Source organism: Pontiella agarivorans (genome assembly GCF_034531395.1).
Classification (GTDB): Bacteria; Verrucomicrobiota; Kiritimatiellia; order Kiritimatiellales; family Pontiellaceae; genus Pontiella; species Pontiella agarivorans.
Window position 1 is genome coordinate 23,783 of record NZ_JARVCO010000007.1, and the last position, 16,957, is coordinate 40,739.

13 protein-coding genes are annotated in these 16,957 nt (G+C 55.7%); 9 read left to right on the forward strand and 4 right to left on the reverse strand.

Annotation, left to right across the window (positions count from 1 at the left end):
* The first annotated feature begins 134 nt into the window (after positions 1-134).
* Complete coding sequence (locus P9H32_RS05000; RefSeq protein WP_322607779.1) at positions 135-4,058, forward strand: choice-of-anchor Q domain-containing protein; 3,924 nt, start codon at positions 135-137, stop codon at positions 4,056-4,058.
* 59 nt (positions 4,059-4,117) lie between these two features.
* A complete protein-coding gene (locus P9H32_RS05005; RefSeq protein ID WP_322607780.1) occupies positions 4,118-4,741 on the forward strand; it encodes an NUDIX hydrolase in 624 nt (207 codons plus the stop codon).
* Here P9H32_RS05005 and P9H32_RS05010 read toward each other — a convergent pair.
* The gene (locus P9H32_RS05010; protein ID WP_322607781.1) at positions 4,738-5,121 is read right to left on the reverse strand and encodes an NFACT RNA binding domain-containing protein; all 384 of its coding nucleotides are present in this window, start codon (positions 5,119-5,121) and stop codon (positions 4,738-4,740) included. The two genes, P9H32_RS05005 and P9H32_RS05010, sit on opposite strands and share 4 nt — an antisense overlap.
* Before the next feature lie 50 nt (positions 5,122-5,171).
* Between P9H32_RS05010 and P9H32_RS05015 the strand changes: the two genes are divergently transcribed.
* The 4 genes from P9H32_RS05015 to P9H32_RS05030 all read left to right on the forward strand — a co-directional run bounded on the left by P9H32_RS05015 (position 5,172) and on the right by P9H32_RS05030 (position 8,676).
* Positions 5,172-5,573 (forward strand): gamma-glutamylcyclotransferase family protein, encoded by a 402-nt coding sequence (locus P9H32_RS05015; RefSeq protein ID WP_322607782.1) that lies wholly within the window; start codon positions 5,172-5,174, stop codon positions 5,571-5,573.
* Between the two features lie 64 nt (positions 5,574-5,637).
* A complete protein-coding gene (locus P9H32_RS05020) occupies positions 5,638-7,593 on the forward strand; it encodes an ATP-binding protein (RefSeq protein ID WP_322607783.1) in 1,956 nt (651 codons plus the stop codon).
* Positions 7,594-7,719: 126 nt separating this feature from the next.
* Complete coding sequence (locus P9H32_RS05025) at positions 7,720-7,965, forward strand: hypothetical protein (protein ID WP_322607784.1); 246 nt, start codon at positions 7,720-7,722, stop codon at positions 7,963-7,965.
* Between the two features lie 123 nt (positions 7,966-8,088).
* Complete coding sequence (locus P9H32_RS05030; RefSeq protein WP_322607785.1) at positions 8,089-8,676, forward strand: hypothetical protein; 588 nt, start codon at positions 8,089-8,091, stop codon at positions 8,674-8,676.
* Here the strand turns inward: P9H32_RS05030 and mutL are convergent.
* From mutL to P9H32_RS05045, 3 genes are all read right to left on the reverse strand, one after another.
* The gene (gene mutL / locus P9H32_RS05035; protein WP_322607786.1) at positions 8,673-10,532 is read right to left on the reverse strand and encodes a DNA mismatch repair endonuclease MutL; all 1,860 of its coding nucleotides are present in this window, start codon (positions 10,530-10,532) and stop codon (positions 8,673-8,675) included. The two genes, P9H32_RS05030 and mutL, sit on opposite strands and share 4 nt — an antisense overlap.
* Before the next feature lie 55 nt (positions 10,533-10,587).
* A complete protein-coding gene (locus tag P9H32_RS05040) occupies positions 10,588-11,190 on the reverse strand; it encodes a nitroreductase family protein (protein ID WP_322607787.1) in 603 nt (200 codons plus the stop codon).
* Between the two features lie 136 nt (positions 11,191-11,326).
* Entirely contained in the window at positions 11,327-11,689 is a 363-nt protein-coding gene (locus P9H32_RS05045) for a hypothetical protein (protein ID WP_322607788.1), read from the reverse strand.
* A 122-nt stretch (positions 11,690-11,811) separates the two neighbouring features.
* Between P9H32_RS05045 and P9H32_RS05050 the strand changes: the two genes are divergently transcribed.
* The 3 genes from P9H32_RS05050 to P9H32_RS05060 all read left to right on the forward strand — a co-directional run bounded on the left by P9H32_RS05050 (position 11,812) and on the right by P9H32_RS05060 (position 16,957).
* Complete coding sequence (locus tag P9H32_RS05050; RefSeq protein ID WP_322607789.1) at positions 11,812-12,420, forward strand: hypothetical protein; 609 nt, start codon at positions 11,812-11,814, stop codon at positions 12,418-12,420.
* Position 12,421: 1 nt separating this feature from the next.
* Entirely contained in the window at positions 12,422-13,405 is a 984-nt protein-coding gene (locus P9H32_RS05055; RefSeq protein ID WP_322607790.1) for a HupE/UreJ family protein, read from the forward strand.
* 81 nt (positions 13,406-13,486) lie between these two features.
* Positions 13,487-16,957: a class I SAM-dependent DNA methyltransferase gene (locus tag P9H32_RS05060; protein WP_322607791.1), complete on the forward strand. Its 3,471-nt coding sequence runs from the start codon at positions 13,487-13,489 to the stop codon at positions 16,955-16,957.

Sequence of the window (16,957 nt, forward strand, 5' to 3'; positions counted from 1 at the left end):
TAAAAGCTGACAAAAACCATCAAATATTCAATAATAGGCATGACATTGCCTGTAAATAAGACTATTTCGGTACGTAATCAGGGTGCGCACGGTGAATGTCGTTGCGGAAAATTCAGGTCAGAAAGGGAGAGGTCATGAAAGCTTCAGGATATGTTGCCGGGATATTGTTTGTCTGTGCATTGCAGTTCAGCGGGCGGGTCGCCGCCGCCGATCTTTATGTTGCCGGTTACGGCGGGGATATTCAGGCGGCGGTGAATGCCGCGGCACCGGGCGATACGGTCTGGGTTGAGGACGGCACGTATGACCTTTCCTCCGAAATCCAGATTACCAATGCCATCACGGTACGCGGCATCAACGGACCTTCGGCAGTCATTATCGACGGAGCGAATTCCAACCGGTGCTTCAGGTTGAGCGATGTGGCGTGCACGATTCAGGATCTTACCGTCACGCATGGTTTTGTCCCCGGCTGGCCGAATTATAGTGGAGCTGGCATCTATTGTGAGGACAGCAACCTGCCTGTTATTTCCAATTGCGTCATCGAGGCCAATTCGGCCAACCCTGATGACTATTGCTCCGGCGGCGGACTCGCTGGCGGCACTGCGGTAGACTGCATTATTCGGAGCAATGTCGCCTGGGGCGGCGGAGGTGCGCAGGGTGCAATCCTGATTCGCTGTTTAGTTGAAGATAATCATGCTCAGGAATACGGCGGAGGGATCAGTGGCGGATCGGCAACCAACTGTATAATCATCAACAACACCGCCATTCCCGACACACCCATTGTAGAAGGATCCCCTGGCGGAGCAGGAGCGAGCGGAGCCGATACGGTCGGTTGCGCGATCAGCGGCAACACGACCACCGGCGAAGGCGGCGGCGTGAGGTATGGAAACCACCGCAACAGTACCATCACGGCAAACACCGCCAATTTCGGCGGTGGCACCTACGATGTGAACGAACTCTACAACTGCATTATCTGGCACAACATGATTACCGGCTCAGGAGATGGCGGAGGGCTGGGAGAGTTTTCAGAACCGATTGCCATGGCGGATGCAGCGTATGTCAGCGGCTCCGATGTGGCCTTCGGCTGGGATATCCAATATTCCTGCACGCCGGAAGCCGATCAGTTTTTCGGGGAGGGCAACATTACCAACGATCCGGTTCTGGTCTCCTTCTCCCACATCGCCACAAACTCCCCTTGTATCGGAGCCGGAACAAATGCCTACGCCATCGGCGTTGATATCGATGCGGAGTTGTGGCTCGACCCACCCTCGATGGGTTGCGACGAAAATCATGGCCCCGGTTCGCTCACAGGACCGCTGGACCTTTCCATTTCCGGCCCCGACACGGTGGCCACCGGCTTCTCAGCCGAGTTTCTTTTCGTCGTGAAAGGCATCCCGACGCTGGTGATTGCATCGATTGAAAGTAATGGAACGACCACCAATCCGATGAGTTCTGTCGAGGCATTCTGGAGCACGCCCGGCACAAACGATCTGATTCTGACCGCATTCAACGATACCTATCCCGGAGGGGTTTCCCTCACCCAGGAAGTCGTAGTGGTTTCAGCGGAGGCGACCGCCATTCATGTGTCGGATGCCGGAGGCAGCGATACCAATGACGGATCCAGTTGGTTGATGGCCAAACAAACCCTTCAGGCCGGAATCGACGCGCAGGATGTTGTGGGCGGATGGGTGCTGGTGGCCGATGGCACTTACACCAATGAACTCTTTCCCGTGTACATTGACCGTCCGGTTTCCGTACAGTCCACCAACGGCGCCCCCTCCACCGTTGTTGATGCCGGCGGCATGGACCGGTGCTTCGACATAACTGCACCCGGTGCCGTCCTGACAGGCTTCACCGTTCAAAACGGATTTACCTATGATTCCGGCGCGGGCATCTTCTGTTCCTCCTTAAATGCAACCGTACACAACTGCATTATTCGCGACAACTATTCCAATTATGCCGGCGGAGGCATGGCCGGCGGTACCGCCGTGAACTGCCACTTCCTGGCGAATAAGAGCGACTCCGATGGGGCCGCCCTCCGCGCTGCAACCGCCATCGGCTGCGTATTGGCCGGCAACGAGGCGATCGACGGCTATGCGGCGGCCTATCTCTGCGAACTGCGTAACTGCACAGTGGTTGGCAACCACGCCGCATATGGCACCGGTGGCGCATTTGATTGCGACCTGTTCAACAGCATTGTCTGGTACAACACCTGCAGCAACCCGGACGAGGGCGAGAACATCACCTACGGCACCTGGACCAATGTCTGCTCACCCGACGTAGTCCATGGCCTCGATGGCAGCATTACCAACGAGCCGATGCTGGCCAGTATTTCACACCTGCAGCCCGGTTCTCCATGCATTGGTGCAGGCGATGCGGCCGAAGCGCTCGAAACGGATATCGATGGTGAAGCATGGCTTTCGCCGCCCGCCATCGGATGCGATGAATACCCCGGTTCCGGCAACGTTACCGGCATGCTCAGTATGGCAGTCAGCGGCCTCATCGATTGTGCTGTCGGCACCACGGCAGACTATTCCTTCCTCGCCATCGGTTCCGCAACACAGACGGTGGCCGACTTCGGCGGCGGCACGGTGGTTACCAATCCCGTTGCGGCAATTTCCAAGACCTGGAATATTGCAGGAATGCACGACGTCGTATTCACCGCATGGAACGATACCTATCCCGGCGGAACCAGCGTAACTCAAACCGTGAACGTGCTTACGCTGGAAGCCTCCACCATCTATGTGGCGCTTGGCGGCAGCGACGCCAACGACGGATCGAGCTGGGCGCTAGCGAAGGAAACCATCCAGGGCGGCGTCGATGCGCAGATGGTCTATGGCGGGCGCGTACTCGTCTCCAACGGCACCTATATGGTAACGAGCCCCGTCATGGTGGCCACACCCGTTCAGCTGGTGGGCTATGGCGGATGGGAGGAAACCTGCATCGATGGCGGCAACAACAGCCAATGCCTGTATCTTCAGCATTCGGAAGCCTTGGTCGATGGTTTCTGCATCACCAATGCAGGAGGTTCCTACTATGGCGGAGGAGTCCGTTGCGACACCACGGATCCGGTCATTACCAACTGCCTGATTGTAGATTGCCAATCGTCGCTCTACGGCGGGGGTGGATACTATGGCACCTACATCGACTGCGTTATCATGAGCAACTATGCCGGATACGGCGCCGGTCTTTATCAGGCAGAGGCCATCCGGTGTACGATCTCCGGCAATCAGGGAACCGGCAGCAGCAGAGGCGGCGGGGCCTATGACTGCGACCTTTACCACTGTATTATTGAGGGGAATTCTTCCAGCCGATATGGGGGCGGGGTCTATATTTGTGATGCGTACTCATGTCTTATTCAAAACAATACATCGACACGAAATGGCGCCGGCGGCTATCAAGGCACATACTACAACTGTACCATTGTTTCCAATATGACCTCCCAGTCCTACTACCCCGGCGGCGGGGTGTACGATGGAAACCTGTGGAACTGCATTGTTGCAGGTAACTTCAGCGAAACGACGCCAAACAACCTGTACTCGGGCACCGCGGACAACACCTGCTCGCCGGATGTCACGCATGGCTCCGACGGCAACATCACCAACGCTCCGGCGTTCGTGAATGCGGCCAATGGCAACTACCGGTTATCCGTCGGGTCACTCTGTATCGATGCCGGAAGCAACGCCGTTGTCATGGTGGCCGTCGACCTCGATGGTAATGCGCGCATCGTGGGCGGAACGGTGGATATGGGGGCCTATGAATATGCGTCTGACGCCGGGGGTGACCGTGACGGCGACGGTATGTCGGATGCCGACGAGCTGATTGCGGGAACGGATATCAATAATCCCGATGATTATTTCCGGATTACCGGCGTATCGGGTGCGGCGCTGAGCTGGAATGCCGTCAGCAACCGGCTCTATTCGGTCTACTGGACAGAGGACCTGGTGGACGAACCGTTTGTTCTGCTGACCAACGGCCTGACTTCCGGCAGTTTTGAGGATGCGGCGGCGGCCGGCTACACCAACGGGTTCTATCTGATCAAAGTCGAGTTGGTTCCGTAGCCAAGCAATATGCAGTGAAAGATTGAAACCATGCGTCGCTTCGGCGCATGGTTCTTTTTATGAAAACGTCAAAACATGTTGTCTGGGCGCGCAAGATCAAGGCCGTTGCACAGATCGGGCTGGAGTATGCACAGGATCCCTACGACCGCGGACGCTATGAAGAGCTGCAGGCTCTCGCTGCGGAAATGATGGCAGAGGCCTCGGATGTACCCTTCCACCGCTGGATGGATCTCTTTGAAAAGGAGTCCGGGTATCTCACGCCGCGCGTTGATGTGCGCGGGGCGGTTTTCCGCGACGGCCGGGTACTGCTGTCGCGTGAAATGGACGATGGCTGCTGGAGCCTGCCGGGCGGTTGGGCGGATGTGAATGATCCGCCATCCGTCGCGGTTGAGCGTGAGGTGCTGGAGGAGACCGGCTATGCCGTGCGCTGCACCAAACTTGCCGCCGTGCTCGACCGCGACCTGCATTACAACGAGGACAAACGCCCCGTCCATACCTACAAGCTGATGTTTCTCTGCGAGATTGTCGGCGAGGGCGGTGAGCTGGATCACGATATTTCCGAGGCCCGCTTCTTTCCAATCGAAGAACTCCCGCCGCTCTCGCTGCACCGCACGTTGCCGAAACAGATTCGGACGATGTTCAGTCATCATCAAAATCCGGAGCTGCCGGCTGAGTTTGATTAGGATTCCGGGAGGGCGGGGCGTACCTTGACGGTCTTTTCGCGCTTGATGGTTACGCTGCCGGGTTTGGCACCGCGGGGTTTGCCGACGTGTTTGGCTTCGGTATATTTGACCGGGACGTTGCCGGCGTTCCGGGCCTTGGAATGCCAGGCCGCGATGGCGGCGGTTTGGCGGATGAGCGCGTTGTCGGGCTTTTCCCCTTCCGGGCATCGGAGAATGACATGGCTGCCGGGCAGACCGTGAACGTGGAACCAGTATTCTTCGGGCCGCGCGGTTTTCAGACTCAGCAGGTCGTTGTCGTGGTCGGTTTTGCCGGCCCAGGCCTCGAAGCCGCCGGGCAGTTCATATTTCCAGCAATCGGGTTGAATGTTGCGCTGTTTCATGGAAAGGATTGTTAACCACGGAATACACGGAATACACGGAAAAACCCCGAATGAACTTATTTACATATGGAACGCTGATGTGGCCGGAGGTGCTGGAGTCGGTCATCGGGCGGCGGTTGACGGGAACCCGGGCGGTGCTGGAGGGCTACATCCGGCTGCGCGTCAAGGGACAGCACTATCCGGTGGCGGTCCGGTCGCCGGAGGATGCGGTAGAGGGCACGCTCTGCACCGGCCTCTTCCCGGAGGAGCTCCAATGCCTGGATCGCTTTGAAGGTGTGGAGTATGACCGCGTCGAAACGGACTTTGATGGAACGGCGGCGTGGGTCTACGTTCTTTCCAAGGATTGGAAATCGATAGCCGCGCCCACCCTTTGGAAACCGGCGGACCTGCGGCCGGAACATCTGGCGGCCTTTTGTGCGGAATATAGAGGCTGGGGCGAACGATCGAATTAAAAGACGTATGAGGTTTAATCTATTTCTTCATTGTGAAGAAGAGTTTTTTATTTAATGTGCGTACATGTCCGGCCATGAACAATTAAAAGAGCGGTTCCGTTTCTTTCAATCGCTTGCGTTCAAGCTGAGCCTGGTCATTTTTCTTGTGGCCTCAACCCTGCTTTCCGGGCTGGGTATTTACTATATTCAGAAATTTTCTCACATCATTGAAACTGAGCTGCTTAGCAGTGCCTGTGTTCCGGCCAGACTGGTGAGCAACGGCAATCTGTCAATGGAGGTGGCGCGGGACAGGACGGCGCTTTCCGAGATGATACGGGCCCGAGTGCTGCATTCCATGATTACGACACCAGCTGGCGATGTGCTTTACAGCGATGATGGAGCATTGGAAGGGTCGGTTACGAATGCCGGGGGAATATATACCAATCATGCGGACCTGGTGCGCTGGAAGAACCATTCAACGCTGGGCATTGCCGGTCTTGAGGGGCGGCAGCATATTTACATCACCGTTCCGCTTCAACGGCCGGACGGTCAGCAGCTGGTTTGGCTGATGGAACTCGACGGCGAACGCAACCGCAGACGTAAAGCGTGGGCGGCGAAGCTGTTCCTCCGGGGATTTCTGGGGTCTATTTTTTCAGTGTCCGTGATCGGGGCTGGGCTTGCACACTGGATGCTGCGTCCCCGGCTTCGACGGATTACGGAATGTCTGGAAGCGGTGGAGCAGGGGGATCTCAGTCCGCGGGTCAAACAGATCCGCAGCACTGATGAGTTGGGGATTCTCGGCCGTGGAATGAATGACATGCTTACAAAACTATCCGGGCAGCGGATGGGGCAGAAGCAACTGCTCGAAGAACTTGAGGCGGCCAAGGTGAGCGCAGAGCATGCCAACCGTACCAAGAGTGAGTTTCTGGCCAACATGAGCCATGAAATCCGAACGCCGATGAACGGTGTGCTCGGTATGGCTCAACTGATCAAGGATACGGAACTCTCCTCCGAGCAGAAGGAATATGTGGAAACTATCGCTTCCTCGGCTGATAACCTGTTGCGCATCATCAATTCGATACTTGATCTCTCACGTGTCGAGATGGGCAAGCTTGATCTCACTATCGATACAGTTGATATCTGCCGAATTATCGCTGAGCTGGAGATTCTGTTTACCCCGGCGGCAGACGAAAAAGGGCTTCAGCTGATTGTAACCTGCCCGGAATCCCTTCGCCATGTTCGCACCGACGAGGGCATGATTCGTCAGGTGCTGATCAATCTGATGGGAAACGCCATCAAATTTACCCCGGCGGGTCATGTGGAGCTTACAGTGGAACCGCTTGAATACCACGGGAATGAATGTACCATACGGTTTTCGGTTGCGGATACGGGGATTGGAATCTCGGAAGAGGCGCAGCAGCTGATTTTCAAGAAATTCACGCAGGTGGACGGATCGCAAACGCGCGCCTATGGCGGTACAGGGCTGGGACTCGCAATTTCCCGGAAAATGGTGGAGCAGCTCGGCGGGCGACTGACGGTGAAAAGTTCAGAAGGTGCCGGCACGGAGTTCAGCTTCACAATAACCATGCATGTTGAATCGTTTTCGTCAGGAGCATCCGGCCTGGCTCATGACGGGGCAGAACCGATTGAGCCGCTGAATCTCGATGTGCTCGTGGTGGAAGACAATAAACTGAACCAGCGGGTTCTCATGAAGATGCTGGAAAAGCTCGGCTGCCGGATCGTGCTGGCCGAAAACGGAAAAGAGGCCCTTCACGTTCTCAGACTTGTCATGCCCGTTGAAGAGCGTCCCCGTTTTGATCTGATCCTGATGGATATACAGATGCCGGTGCTCGACGGGCTTAAGGCCACCGGGATGATCCGCGCTCAGGAAGGTGAAGAGCGCAGAACCCCGATTATTGCCATTACCGCCCACGCGATGAAAGGCGACCGTGAAAAATTCATGGAGCAGGGAATGGATGGATATCTCTCAAAGCCCGTTCGGAAGCAGGATTTGCTGAATGTAATCCGGCATTTTGCCTGATAGCCGGAACATCGGTGTGCCGGCTATTTTTTCGTATTTAATCTGCCTGTTTTTTCTAGGTTCATGTATCTTTGTCCTTTTATTAAAGGAAAGAGTCCTATGATACCAAGCCGTGGAAAAGTACCCATGTTCAAAATGAAGCCCGAACCCGTTCCGATGATCGGGTCTATCGTGGTTTTTATTCTGGGGCTTCTGTTCTGGCTGGAGGGCCACCGCGATCCCGGAAACCTGCCTGCGCACAGCCGGGCCAACCTGATTTTTGCGATATCCATCATCATATCCGGTCTGTTTTTAATCGTGGCCACCGGCCGCATGTGGTTCAAACATCTCTGGCATGACCGCTACGGTAAACAGAAAAAGAGACGCCGCTGATTTTACTCCGCAGACCAGAGGGGCCGCTCCTGCCGGTGGACCGGTGACGCGATACGGACGCCGCCATGCTATAAAGCCGCAATCTAGTCTCGAATTACCGCCGGTTTCTGGTATTTTTCTGTCGTGAAATCAATCGACCATTTTCAGCAGAACCGGCCCGTACACCTGGCACGGCGCGATGTTTACTTTGAACATGCAGTAAAATTGCTGCGTGCTCAGGAGTCGACCGGACAGGACATCCGAATGGAAGAATATGAGGAGATTCTTTTCCTTTTGCGTGTTGCCCGCCAGCATGCGAAATATTCGAGTCGCCAAAATTCCGCCGGACATGCAACGGACGAACAGTTCGAGCGGTTTTTGAATATTCTGGCGGGCAACGTGAAAGCCGTTCTCTCTATGCTGAATCTGCGGACCATGACCGAGAGTTCCTCCGGATCATTTTTCAGTTTTCTCGGGGCCAACCAGGCCTCACTCGCCTTACAGGCCGAAGAGTACCAGCGCCGCGCCAACGATATTATCCGTTCGCTGCATAATACGCTTCTCATGGCGGAAGATCCTTTCGAGCTGTTGAAAGTTGAGAATGCCGGTGTCTGTACGCCCGAAGAGCGGGAACGCTATGCCAAAGCCCGTGAGCACTTCACCCGCCTGATTGAAGAGGGGCGGCACCGCTATAAAATCGCAAAAAACTTCCGACGGCTTGGCAAACACTAATCTCGGCTGAATTTCCGGTTCAGCTCCGAGAAACTGGTGAAAATCAGAGTGGGTCGGCCGCGCGGCGATGTATAGGGCATTTCGGTTCCGGCCAGATCGGAAACGAGCTTCTCAATGGCAGCCTCAGAAAGCTGATCCGAGGTCCGTACGGCCATCTGGCAGGCCGTCTGTGCAATCTGTTCCTGCACCAGTTCCCGGGCACCGCGTTTTTTGCCGGCTTTTTCCAGTTCCCGTGCGATCTCAATGAGCATCGATTCCACCGGATTATCCTGAACATATACCGGCAGCGCATCCACCATGAAGGTATCACCGCCGAAATCGGAGACCCCGAATCCCAGCTCATTCAGCATACCGAGATGACTGCGGACCACCTGTGCATCTGAGGGCAGCAGCTCCACGGTTTCCGGAGCAAGCAGGCCCTGTTTCTTTACCGCGTGAGCGCGGACGGCCCGGATAAACTTTTCGAAAAGTACGCGTTCGTGTGCGGCCCGCGGTTCCATCAGCACATAGCCTTCTTCTGTTTCCAGCACGACATAATTTCCGCCGATCTGTCCGACGATCCGGCACCAGCCCCACGGCGATTCGGGTTTTGCTTCAGAACGGGGAGAGTCGGGAGGATTTTGTTGCTGTTCCGGTGACGTTCGACGTTCAACCTGCTGACGGTTTACCTTCTCCGGTTTACGGTCGAGTAACGGTTCCGGCTTTCTGAGAATATCCTCCATCTGCTTCTGCGTTTCGATCTTTGGGCGAACCGCAGCGGGCGGGGATGTGGGGGGGTGGGGGCGCGGGGGAGGGAGGTCGACCCTTTCATCGTCCGGTGGAATAAGGGATCCCGTATTTTGGATTCCGAACCCTTCATTCTGAAAACTCAGTGCCTTGGAAAGCGCCTCAGCAATTGCATCGCGCAACTGGTTCGGTTTTCGGAAGCGCACCTCTTTTTTGGTTGGGTGCACATTCACATCGACCAGCGACGGTTCCATTTCAATAAAAAGAAACACGGCGGGATAGCGGCCTTTGGATACGACCGCATGATAGGCCTCATTCAGGGCATGAAATACCACAGGAGCCGAAGCCGGGCGGCCGTTTACAAAAATATATTGATCCTGCCGGTCCTTACGGCCGGTCTGCGGCAGGCCGGCGTAGCCCGTAATTCTGTAGTCTGAATCGGAATAGCTGATTTCGAGCAGCTGTTCAAAAAAACTGTGGTTATAAAGTTCCGAAATCCGGTCTTCCATATTTCCGGACATCGGAAGGCTGTAGACCATCCGTTCATCCACTTTCAGCGACATCCCGATATCCGGATGCGCCAGCGCCATCACCAGAAAGAGCTGGCGGATATGAGAAAGCTCGGTCTGTTCCGCCCGCAGAAATTTACGACGCGCGGGTACGTTAAAGAAAAGGTTACGGATTTCCATACGCGTCCCGACCGGGCAGCCGATATCTTCGCAACTGAGGAATTTTCCGCCGGCAATCTGTATTTCCGTGCCGGCCAGATTTTCTTCGGGACGGGTGATAAGCGTAAAACGCGAAACCGAAGAAATCGCAGCGAGTGCTTCGCCGCGGAAACCCATCGTGTGGATATTTTCAATATCCGCTTCTGAACGGATTTTACTGGTGGCGTGCCGTTCGATGGAAAGCAGCGCCTGATCGCGATTCATGCCGCAGCCGTTGTCCGTGATGGAGATCAGCTGCCGCCCTCCGCGAATCACTTCGACATCAATCTGGGTTGCCCCGGCATCGAGCGAATTTTCAAATAATTCCTTCATGACCGAGGCCGGCCGTTCGACCACTTCGCCCGCCGCGATCTTGTTGATTACCTGATCCGGGAGCATTTGAATGACGGGTTTTGACTGCATCGGCGCAACATAGCAGAACGGTTCCAAAGATGGGAAGTTCTGCGGCGCGATTTTGTCAGAACCTGTCCGTCATGACGACCTTGGTGAGCGGCAGCCGGTCTTTCGGGGCGGGAGTTTCTTTCAGGGCTTTGCCGATGGCGACGAACATACAGATGGCATGGTCGTCGGGCAGGTTGATGAGTTCCGCGACTTCTTCAAAATCGAAACCGTCCATGGGACAGGAATCATAGCCCAACGATTTTGCGGCGAGCATGAGGGTCTGTGCGGCGATGCCGCAGGAACGCATGGCTTCATCGCGCTGGACCTGATCAAGCCCCTGATAATATTGCTGGATTGCGGGCACCATGTATTCCTGTACCGGTTCGGGGGCGGAATTCCAGTAGCGAATCGGCTCCTTTTCCCAGGCTTTGAGGTCGGCGCAGAGAATGATCAGGAGTGAAGCATCGGTGATCTGCTGCTGATCCCAGGAAGCCTTTCGCAGCTTTCTGCGCAGAGGGGCATTTTGTACGACTACGAAACGCCAGTTCTGTATGTTGAAGGCGGTGGGAGAATGCAGCGCAAGCGACAGGAGTTTTTCGGTATCCCGGTCATTCATGACATGATCCGGATCGAAATGCCGCACCGAGCGGCGGGTCTGTATGGCGGAATGTACGTTCATGGTCAGCTCTCCCTTATAATCGCCGCGGACCTTAAGTCATTGATATAACGAATGAAAGGAGAACTTGAAAAGAATAAAAAGAAGGGCTTCGCCGCTGTTTGGGCTGTCGGCGGCGAAATTCAGGCCGGGGATCTGTTTATTCCAGATGCTTCCGGGCGCGGGAGAGCGAATCGGTGCTTATAATTTCCACATTATCGTTATAGTGGAAGGTTGACATGATATTCATGCCGAATGTCTGACGAGGATCGGAAAAAAGGCGGATGATTTTTTTTGCACCGGTTTCATTGAAGAGATCCATGATGCTTCGGTAAATCATTTTTGCCGGGTGCTCAAAGGTTTTCAGCGCGGTAAGGTCGCACAGGATTTTGTACTCGGGATTCACCTCTTTAATGCGGGATGTGCATTTTTCCAGCAGTTCACGGGCTTCCTGCTCGGTGAAGTGATCGGCCAGCATGATGTGCATACGATTATTCGGTGTATCGATTTCAAAAAGGTACATGGTATTTCCCCCGCAAGCCCATAGTAAACTTAGACCGGATTTAAAGCATTGCGTTCATTGCGATTGCAGCATGATAGAAGGCATGCCTTAGTTCGGCGAATCATCCGTTTCAGGCGTTAATAATGAAGGGCAGGGAAGCTGCAAACAATCTTTTTCAGAAGCGATATTCTATCGCCAATCCATCGGATTTTGTGTTTAACGAAACCATGCGTATATACAAAGAACCTTTACTTCATTTTTTGCTGTTTGGGGCCCTTTTATTCGGGGTCTATTTTCTGATGAACCGTTCCGGGCCGGCCGAGGGCCTGGTGATTACGGCTGAAACCATGAAAAATCTGGAGGCCCGGTTTGTCCGCGACTGGAACCGGACGCCCGATGAAGAAGAACGGCAGGAGCTTGTTGATGACTATATTCGCGAAGAGCTGGCGGTTCGGGAAGGGCGGGAGCTTGGACTGGATCGAAACGATCCGGTGGTGCGGCAGCGGTTGCGGCAGAAACTCGAGCTGATGGTGGAAGAGGAAGCCGATGTGCAGGAACCGACGGATCAGGAGCTGGCAGCCTATCTTCGTGAACATGCCGATCTGTTCTGCGATGAAAACGGGAAGTTGCCTGAGCTCGGTGAAATCCGGAATCTGGTTATTTTTGAATGGGAAAACCAGCTGCGTCTGAAACAACTGGATCAGTTTTATCAGGAGCTCGAATCCAGATACCATGTGCAGGTGGAGTTTTAGTATGGGTGCAAAAAAGAAGTATATTGCGAGGTGTGCATTCTTCTGTTTTGCGTGGTTCATGGCTTGGCCTTCATTTGCCCATGAAATGAATACGGCCTATCTGGAATTACGTGAGCGCGAACACGATGTCGGCGTTCTCGTCCGCATTCCGGAGTTTGGAAAATCCTTTTCGATTGTATTTCCCGAGGGATCCGTTGAGCAGTCCGAACCCATTACCCGGATCATTGAAGGCGGCACGGTGAAGACCTGGCGTATGGCTGTTCCCGAGGGATTGGAAAATGAACAGATTGGGATTCCGGATCTGGAAATTAACGATCTGCTGATTCGCGTACAACTGCATGGCGGTTCCGTACAGACGTTGCGGCTGACGCCGGAAGATAAAGAATTTACCATTACCGGAGCCCCGTCGCAGGCCGCCGTGGCCGGTACCTATTTTGTGCTCGGGCTTGAACACATTCTTGAAGGCATCGATCATCTGCTTTTTGTGCAGGCGCTGCTGATTTTGGTGAAAGGCTGGAAAAAACTCACCGGAGCCATCACCACGTTTACTGTGGCGCACAGCATTACGCTGGCGTTGGCTTCATTGGGATTCGTGCATGTGCCCGCTCCGCCGGTGGAAGCGATTATTGCGCTGAGTATTGTTTTTGTGGCCTGCGAAATCATCCATGGCCGGCAGGGGCGCCCCGGCATAACCGAGAAATCGCCGTGGCTCGTCACGCTCTCGTTCGGTCTGCTGCACGGACTCGGCTTTGCCGGAGCTCTTTCCGAGATCGGCCTGCCGCAGCACGCCATTCCCATGGCGCTGCTCTTTTTCAATGTCGGCGTCGAGGCCGGTCAGCTGCTGTTTGTTTTTGCGGTCCTTTTCATCCTTGGAATTTTGCGATTTACGAAACTTCCAATGCCTGGATATATCCGCTGGATCCCGCCTTATGCCATTGGCACCGTAGCGATGTTCTGGGTCATCGAGCGCGTGGCCGGATTTTAAGCATTAAACAAATGGCAATTTATCTTTTGGGCTTTCCGTGTACTGGCTAATCTTCGTTCTTATTTTATCAATGGAGAGACCATGGGGGAACACGTAAACGCATTCATCGAACGGTGGACCAACTCCGGCGCGGCTGAACGCGCCAACGGCCAGATTTTTCTATCCGAACTCTGCACCCTGCTCGGAGTTGAGCCGCCCGAACCCGCCACGCCGGACATCAACCTCAATGCCTATGTGTTCGAGCGCGACGTCACCTTTCACCACGGCGACGGCACCACCTCCACCGGGCGGATCGATCTCTACAAGCGTGGCGCTTTTGTGCTCGAAGCCAAGCAGGGTTCCAATGATTGGAAACATGACGATCCGCTGGAACCCGCCAAAAAGCTGAAAAAGGGCACGGCCAAACGCGGCACTATCGCCTGGGACGATGCCATGCTGCGCGCCCGCGGCCAGGGCGAACGCTACATTCGCGCCCTGCCCGCCGAAGAGGGGCGTCCGCCATTTCTGCTCGTGGTCGACGTTGGCCACTCCATCGAGCTATATTCTGAGTTTTCCTGCACCGGCGGGGCCTACATCCCGTTTCCAGCCCCTGGAAGCCACCGCATTTTTCTAAAAGACCTGGAGCGTTCCGATATCCGGGAACGCCTGCGGCAGGTTTGGGAGGAACCGCTGGAGCTCGATCCCTCCAAACGCAGTGCCCGCGTCACCCGCGAAATTGCCGACCATCTCGCCGCGCTCGCCAAAACGCTCGAAGCCGACGGACAGCCCGCCGAAAAAACCGCCGCGTTTTTGATGCGCTGCCTCTTCACCATGTTTGCCGAAGACGTCGGGCTGCTCGAACGCAACAGCTTTACCCACCTCCTCGAAAGCCTGTCCGACACCCCCGAACATTTTGTGCCGATGGTCGAAGAACTCTGGGCCAAAATGGATACCGGCGGATTTTCCACCACCCTGCGGAAAAACATCCGGCGGTTTAACGGCGGGCTCTTTGCCGAAAAAACCGCGCTGCCGCTCACCAAAAATCAATTGAACCTTTTGATCGAAGCCGCCCGCGCCGACTGGCGCGATGTTGAGCCCGCCATTTTCGGCACGCTGCTTGAACGCGCACTCGACCCTGTCGAGCGCCACAAACTCGGTGCGCACTACACGCCCCGCGCCTATGTTGAGCGGCTCGTCCTCCAGACCGTCATCAACCCCGTCCGCTCCGAATGGGAGGCCGTGGAGATTGCCGCCGCCAACCTGGCCGGGCAGGGAAAAATCAAAGAAGCGGTTTCCGAACTTCGGAAATATCACCGCGCCCTCTGCCACATCCGCGTGCTCGACCCCGCCTGCGGCAGCGGCAACTTTCTCTATGTCGTGCTCGAACACCTCAAACGCATCGAAGGCGAAATTTTTGACACCCTCTTTGAGTTCGGCGAAGGACAGGCCTCGCTCGATATTGCTGGCGAAACCGTCGATCCGCATCAGCTGCTCGGCCTCGAAATCAACCCCCGCGCCGCCGCCATTGCCGAGCTCGTCCTCTGGATCGGCACCCTGCAGTGGCACTTCCGCAACCGCGGCAGCGTCTATCCCCCCGAACCCATCATCCGCGATTTCAAAAACATCGAATGCCGCGACGCCCTCATTGAATACGATGCCAAAACCGAGGTGCTCGACGACGACGGAAATCCCGTCACCCACTGGGACGGCCGCACCACCAAACCCCATCCCGTCACCGGAAAAGAAGTGCCCGACGAATCCGCCCGCATTCCCGTTTATGCCTATTCCAATCCCCGCAAAGCCGTCTGGCCCGAAGCCGAATATATTATCGGCAACCCGCCCTTCATCGGTGCCGCCCGCATGCGCGACGCCCTCGGCGACGGCTATACCGACACGGTGCGGAAGGTGCATGCCGACGTCGGCGAATCGTCCGATTTTGTCATGTATTGGTGGAACCACGCCGCCGAGCTGCTCGGGGCGAGGTCTCGGACCTCACCTACAAAACGTTTCGGCTTTGTGACCACAAACTCGTTGCGCCAAACCTTCAATCGCCGCGTGCTCGAAAAACACATGGGCACCAAAAAGCCCATCTCCCTCATCTACGCCATTCCCGACCACCCGTGGGTCGATGCCGCCGATGGCGCCGCCGTCCGCATTGCCATGACCACCGCCGAAGCCGGCGAATCCACCGGCCTGCTGCAAACTGTCGCCGAAGAAAAAGAAGCCGACGGCGAAGGCTATGCAGTTAAGCTGACTTCCAAGCATGGGAAACTCCATCCCGATCTCACCATCGGTGCAAATATTGCCGGTGCTGTTCCGCTGCAAGCGAATGGTGGTATTAGTTCACGCGGAATGACTCTTTCCGGAAAAGGTTTTTTTCTAGCAGATTCAGATATAGCAACAATGAGGGGCAACAATCCAAAGACAGCTGACCTAATTAAAAAATTTGTTGGAAGCCGGGATCTCGCTCAGTTGCCTAAAGAGCGTTATGTAATCGATGCGTTTGGTGTTAGTGAAAATGAGCTGCGAGCAAGATATCCAGAGGCTTACCAGTGGTTGTATGAGAGGGTTTTTCCTGAACGGTCACAAAATAAGAGAGATTCTTATCGGGAAAGGTGGTGGATATTTGCAGAGCCCAGAACTGAGCTAAGGAAGTTTGTTCAAAGTTTAGATCGTTGTATTGTCACTTCGCGTACCGCGAAACACAGAATCTTCATGTTCGCCGACCCAAGCATTATGTTTGAAAGTGAAGTTGTGGTGATTGGGTTGGAAGCTGGATCTCCCCTCGGGATTCTGTCCAGCCGACCGCATACGCTTTGGGCGCTTGCGCTCGGTGGACGCATGGGCGTGGGGAACGACCCTCGCTATAATAACTCCCGCTGTTTCGAAACCTTCCCCTTCCCGGAAGCGACGGAGGAACAGAAGGCAGCGATCCGCGCGCTGGGCGAACAGCTGGATGCGCACCGGAAGCGGCAGCAGGCCGCGCATCCGGGGCTGACGATGACGGGGATGTATAACGTGCTCGCGAAGCTGCGCGCCGGGGAAGCCCTGACCGCCAAGGAAAAAACCATCCATGAACAGGGGCTGGTTTCGGTTTTGATGCAGATTCACGATGAGCTCGATGCTGCCGTGGCTGCGGCCTATGGCTGGCCCGCGGATTTGACCGACGAGCAAATCCTTGAACATCTTGTGGCGCTCAATGCCGCCCGCGCCGCCGAAGAGGCGGGTGGAAAAATCCGCTGGCTCCGCCCCGATTTCCAATGTCCGGAAAGCGTTGCCGTACAATCCGAATTCCCATCCGCCGAAACGAGGTCTGGGAGCTCGGCCACACCTGTAGCCCCGGGCCGAGACCGGGGATCCGCCGTAAAGAAACAGCCGTGGCCGAAAGCCCTGCCGGATCAGATTCAGGTATTGCGCGCGGCCCTTGCTGCCGCATCGGCACCGGCGACCGCCGAACAGCTGGCGCGGCAGTTCAGCCGCGCCCAGACCAAACGCGTGGCGGAGCTGCTGGAAACGCTGGCCGCGCTCGGCCAGGCCCGGAAAATCGATGGCGGGTGTTTTTCAGAGGACTGA

Coding starts and splice junctions, on each gene's coding strand:
- P9H32_RS05000 (WP_322607779.1), top strand. CDS start 135: ATGAAAGCTTCAGGATATGTTGCCGGGATATTGTTTGTCTGTGCATTG.
- P9H32_RS05005 (WP_322607780.1), top strand. CDS start 4,118: ATGAAAACGTCAAAACATGTTGTCTGGGCGCGCAAGATCAAGGCCGTT.
- P9H32_RS05010 (WP_322607781.1), bottom strand. CDS start 5,121: ATGAAACAGCGCAACATTCAACCCGATTGCTGGAAATATGAACTGCCC.
- P9H32_RS05015 (WP_322607782.1), top strand. CDS start 5,172: ATGAACTTATTTACATATGGAACGCTGATGTGGCCGGAGGTGCTGGAG.
- P9H32_RS05020 (WP_322607783.1), top strand. CDS start 5,638: ATGTCCGGCCATGAACAATTAAAAGAGCGGTTCCGTTTCTTTCAATCG.
- P9H32_RS05025 (WP_322607784.1), top strand. CDS start 7,720: ATGTTCAAAATGAAGCCCGAACCCGTTCCGATGATCGGGTCTATCGTG.
- mutL (WP_322607786.1), bottom strand. CDS start 10,532: ATGCAGTCAAAACCCGTCATTCAAATGCTCCCGGATCAGGTAATCAAC.
- P9H32_RS05040 (WP_322607787.1), bottom strand. CDS start 11,190: ATGAACGTACATTCCGCCATACAGACCCGCCGCTCGGTGCGGCATTTC.
- P9H32_RS05045 (WP_322607788.1), bottom strand. CDS start 11,689: ATGTACCTTTTTGAAATCGATACACCGAATAATCGTATGCACATCATG.
- P9H32_RS05050 (WP_322607789.1), top strand. CDS start 11,812: ATGAAGGGCAGGGAAGCTGCAAACAATCTTTTTCAGAAGCGATATTCT.
- P9H32_RS05055 (WP_322607790.1), top strand. CDS start 12,422: ATGGGTGCAAAAAAGAAGTATATTGCGAGGTGTGCATTCTTCTGTTTT.
- P9H32_RS05060 (WP_322607791.1), top strand. CDS start 13,487: ATGGGGGAACACGTAAACGCATTCATCGAACGGTGGACCAACTCCGGC.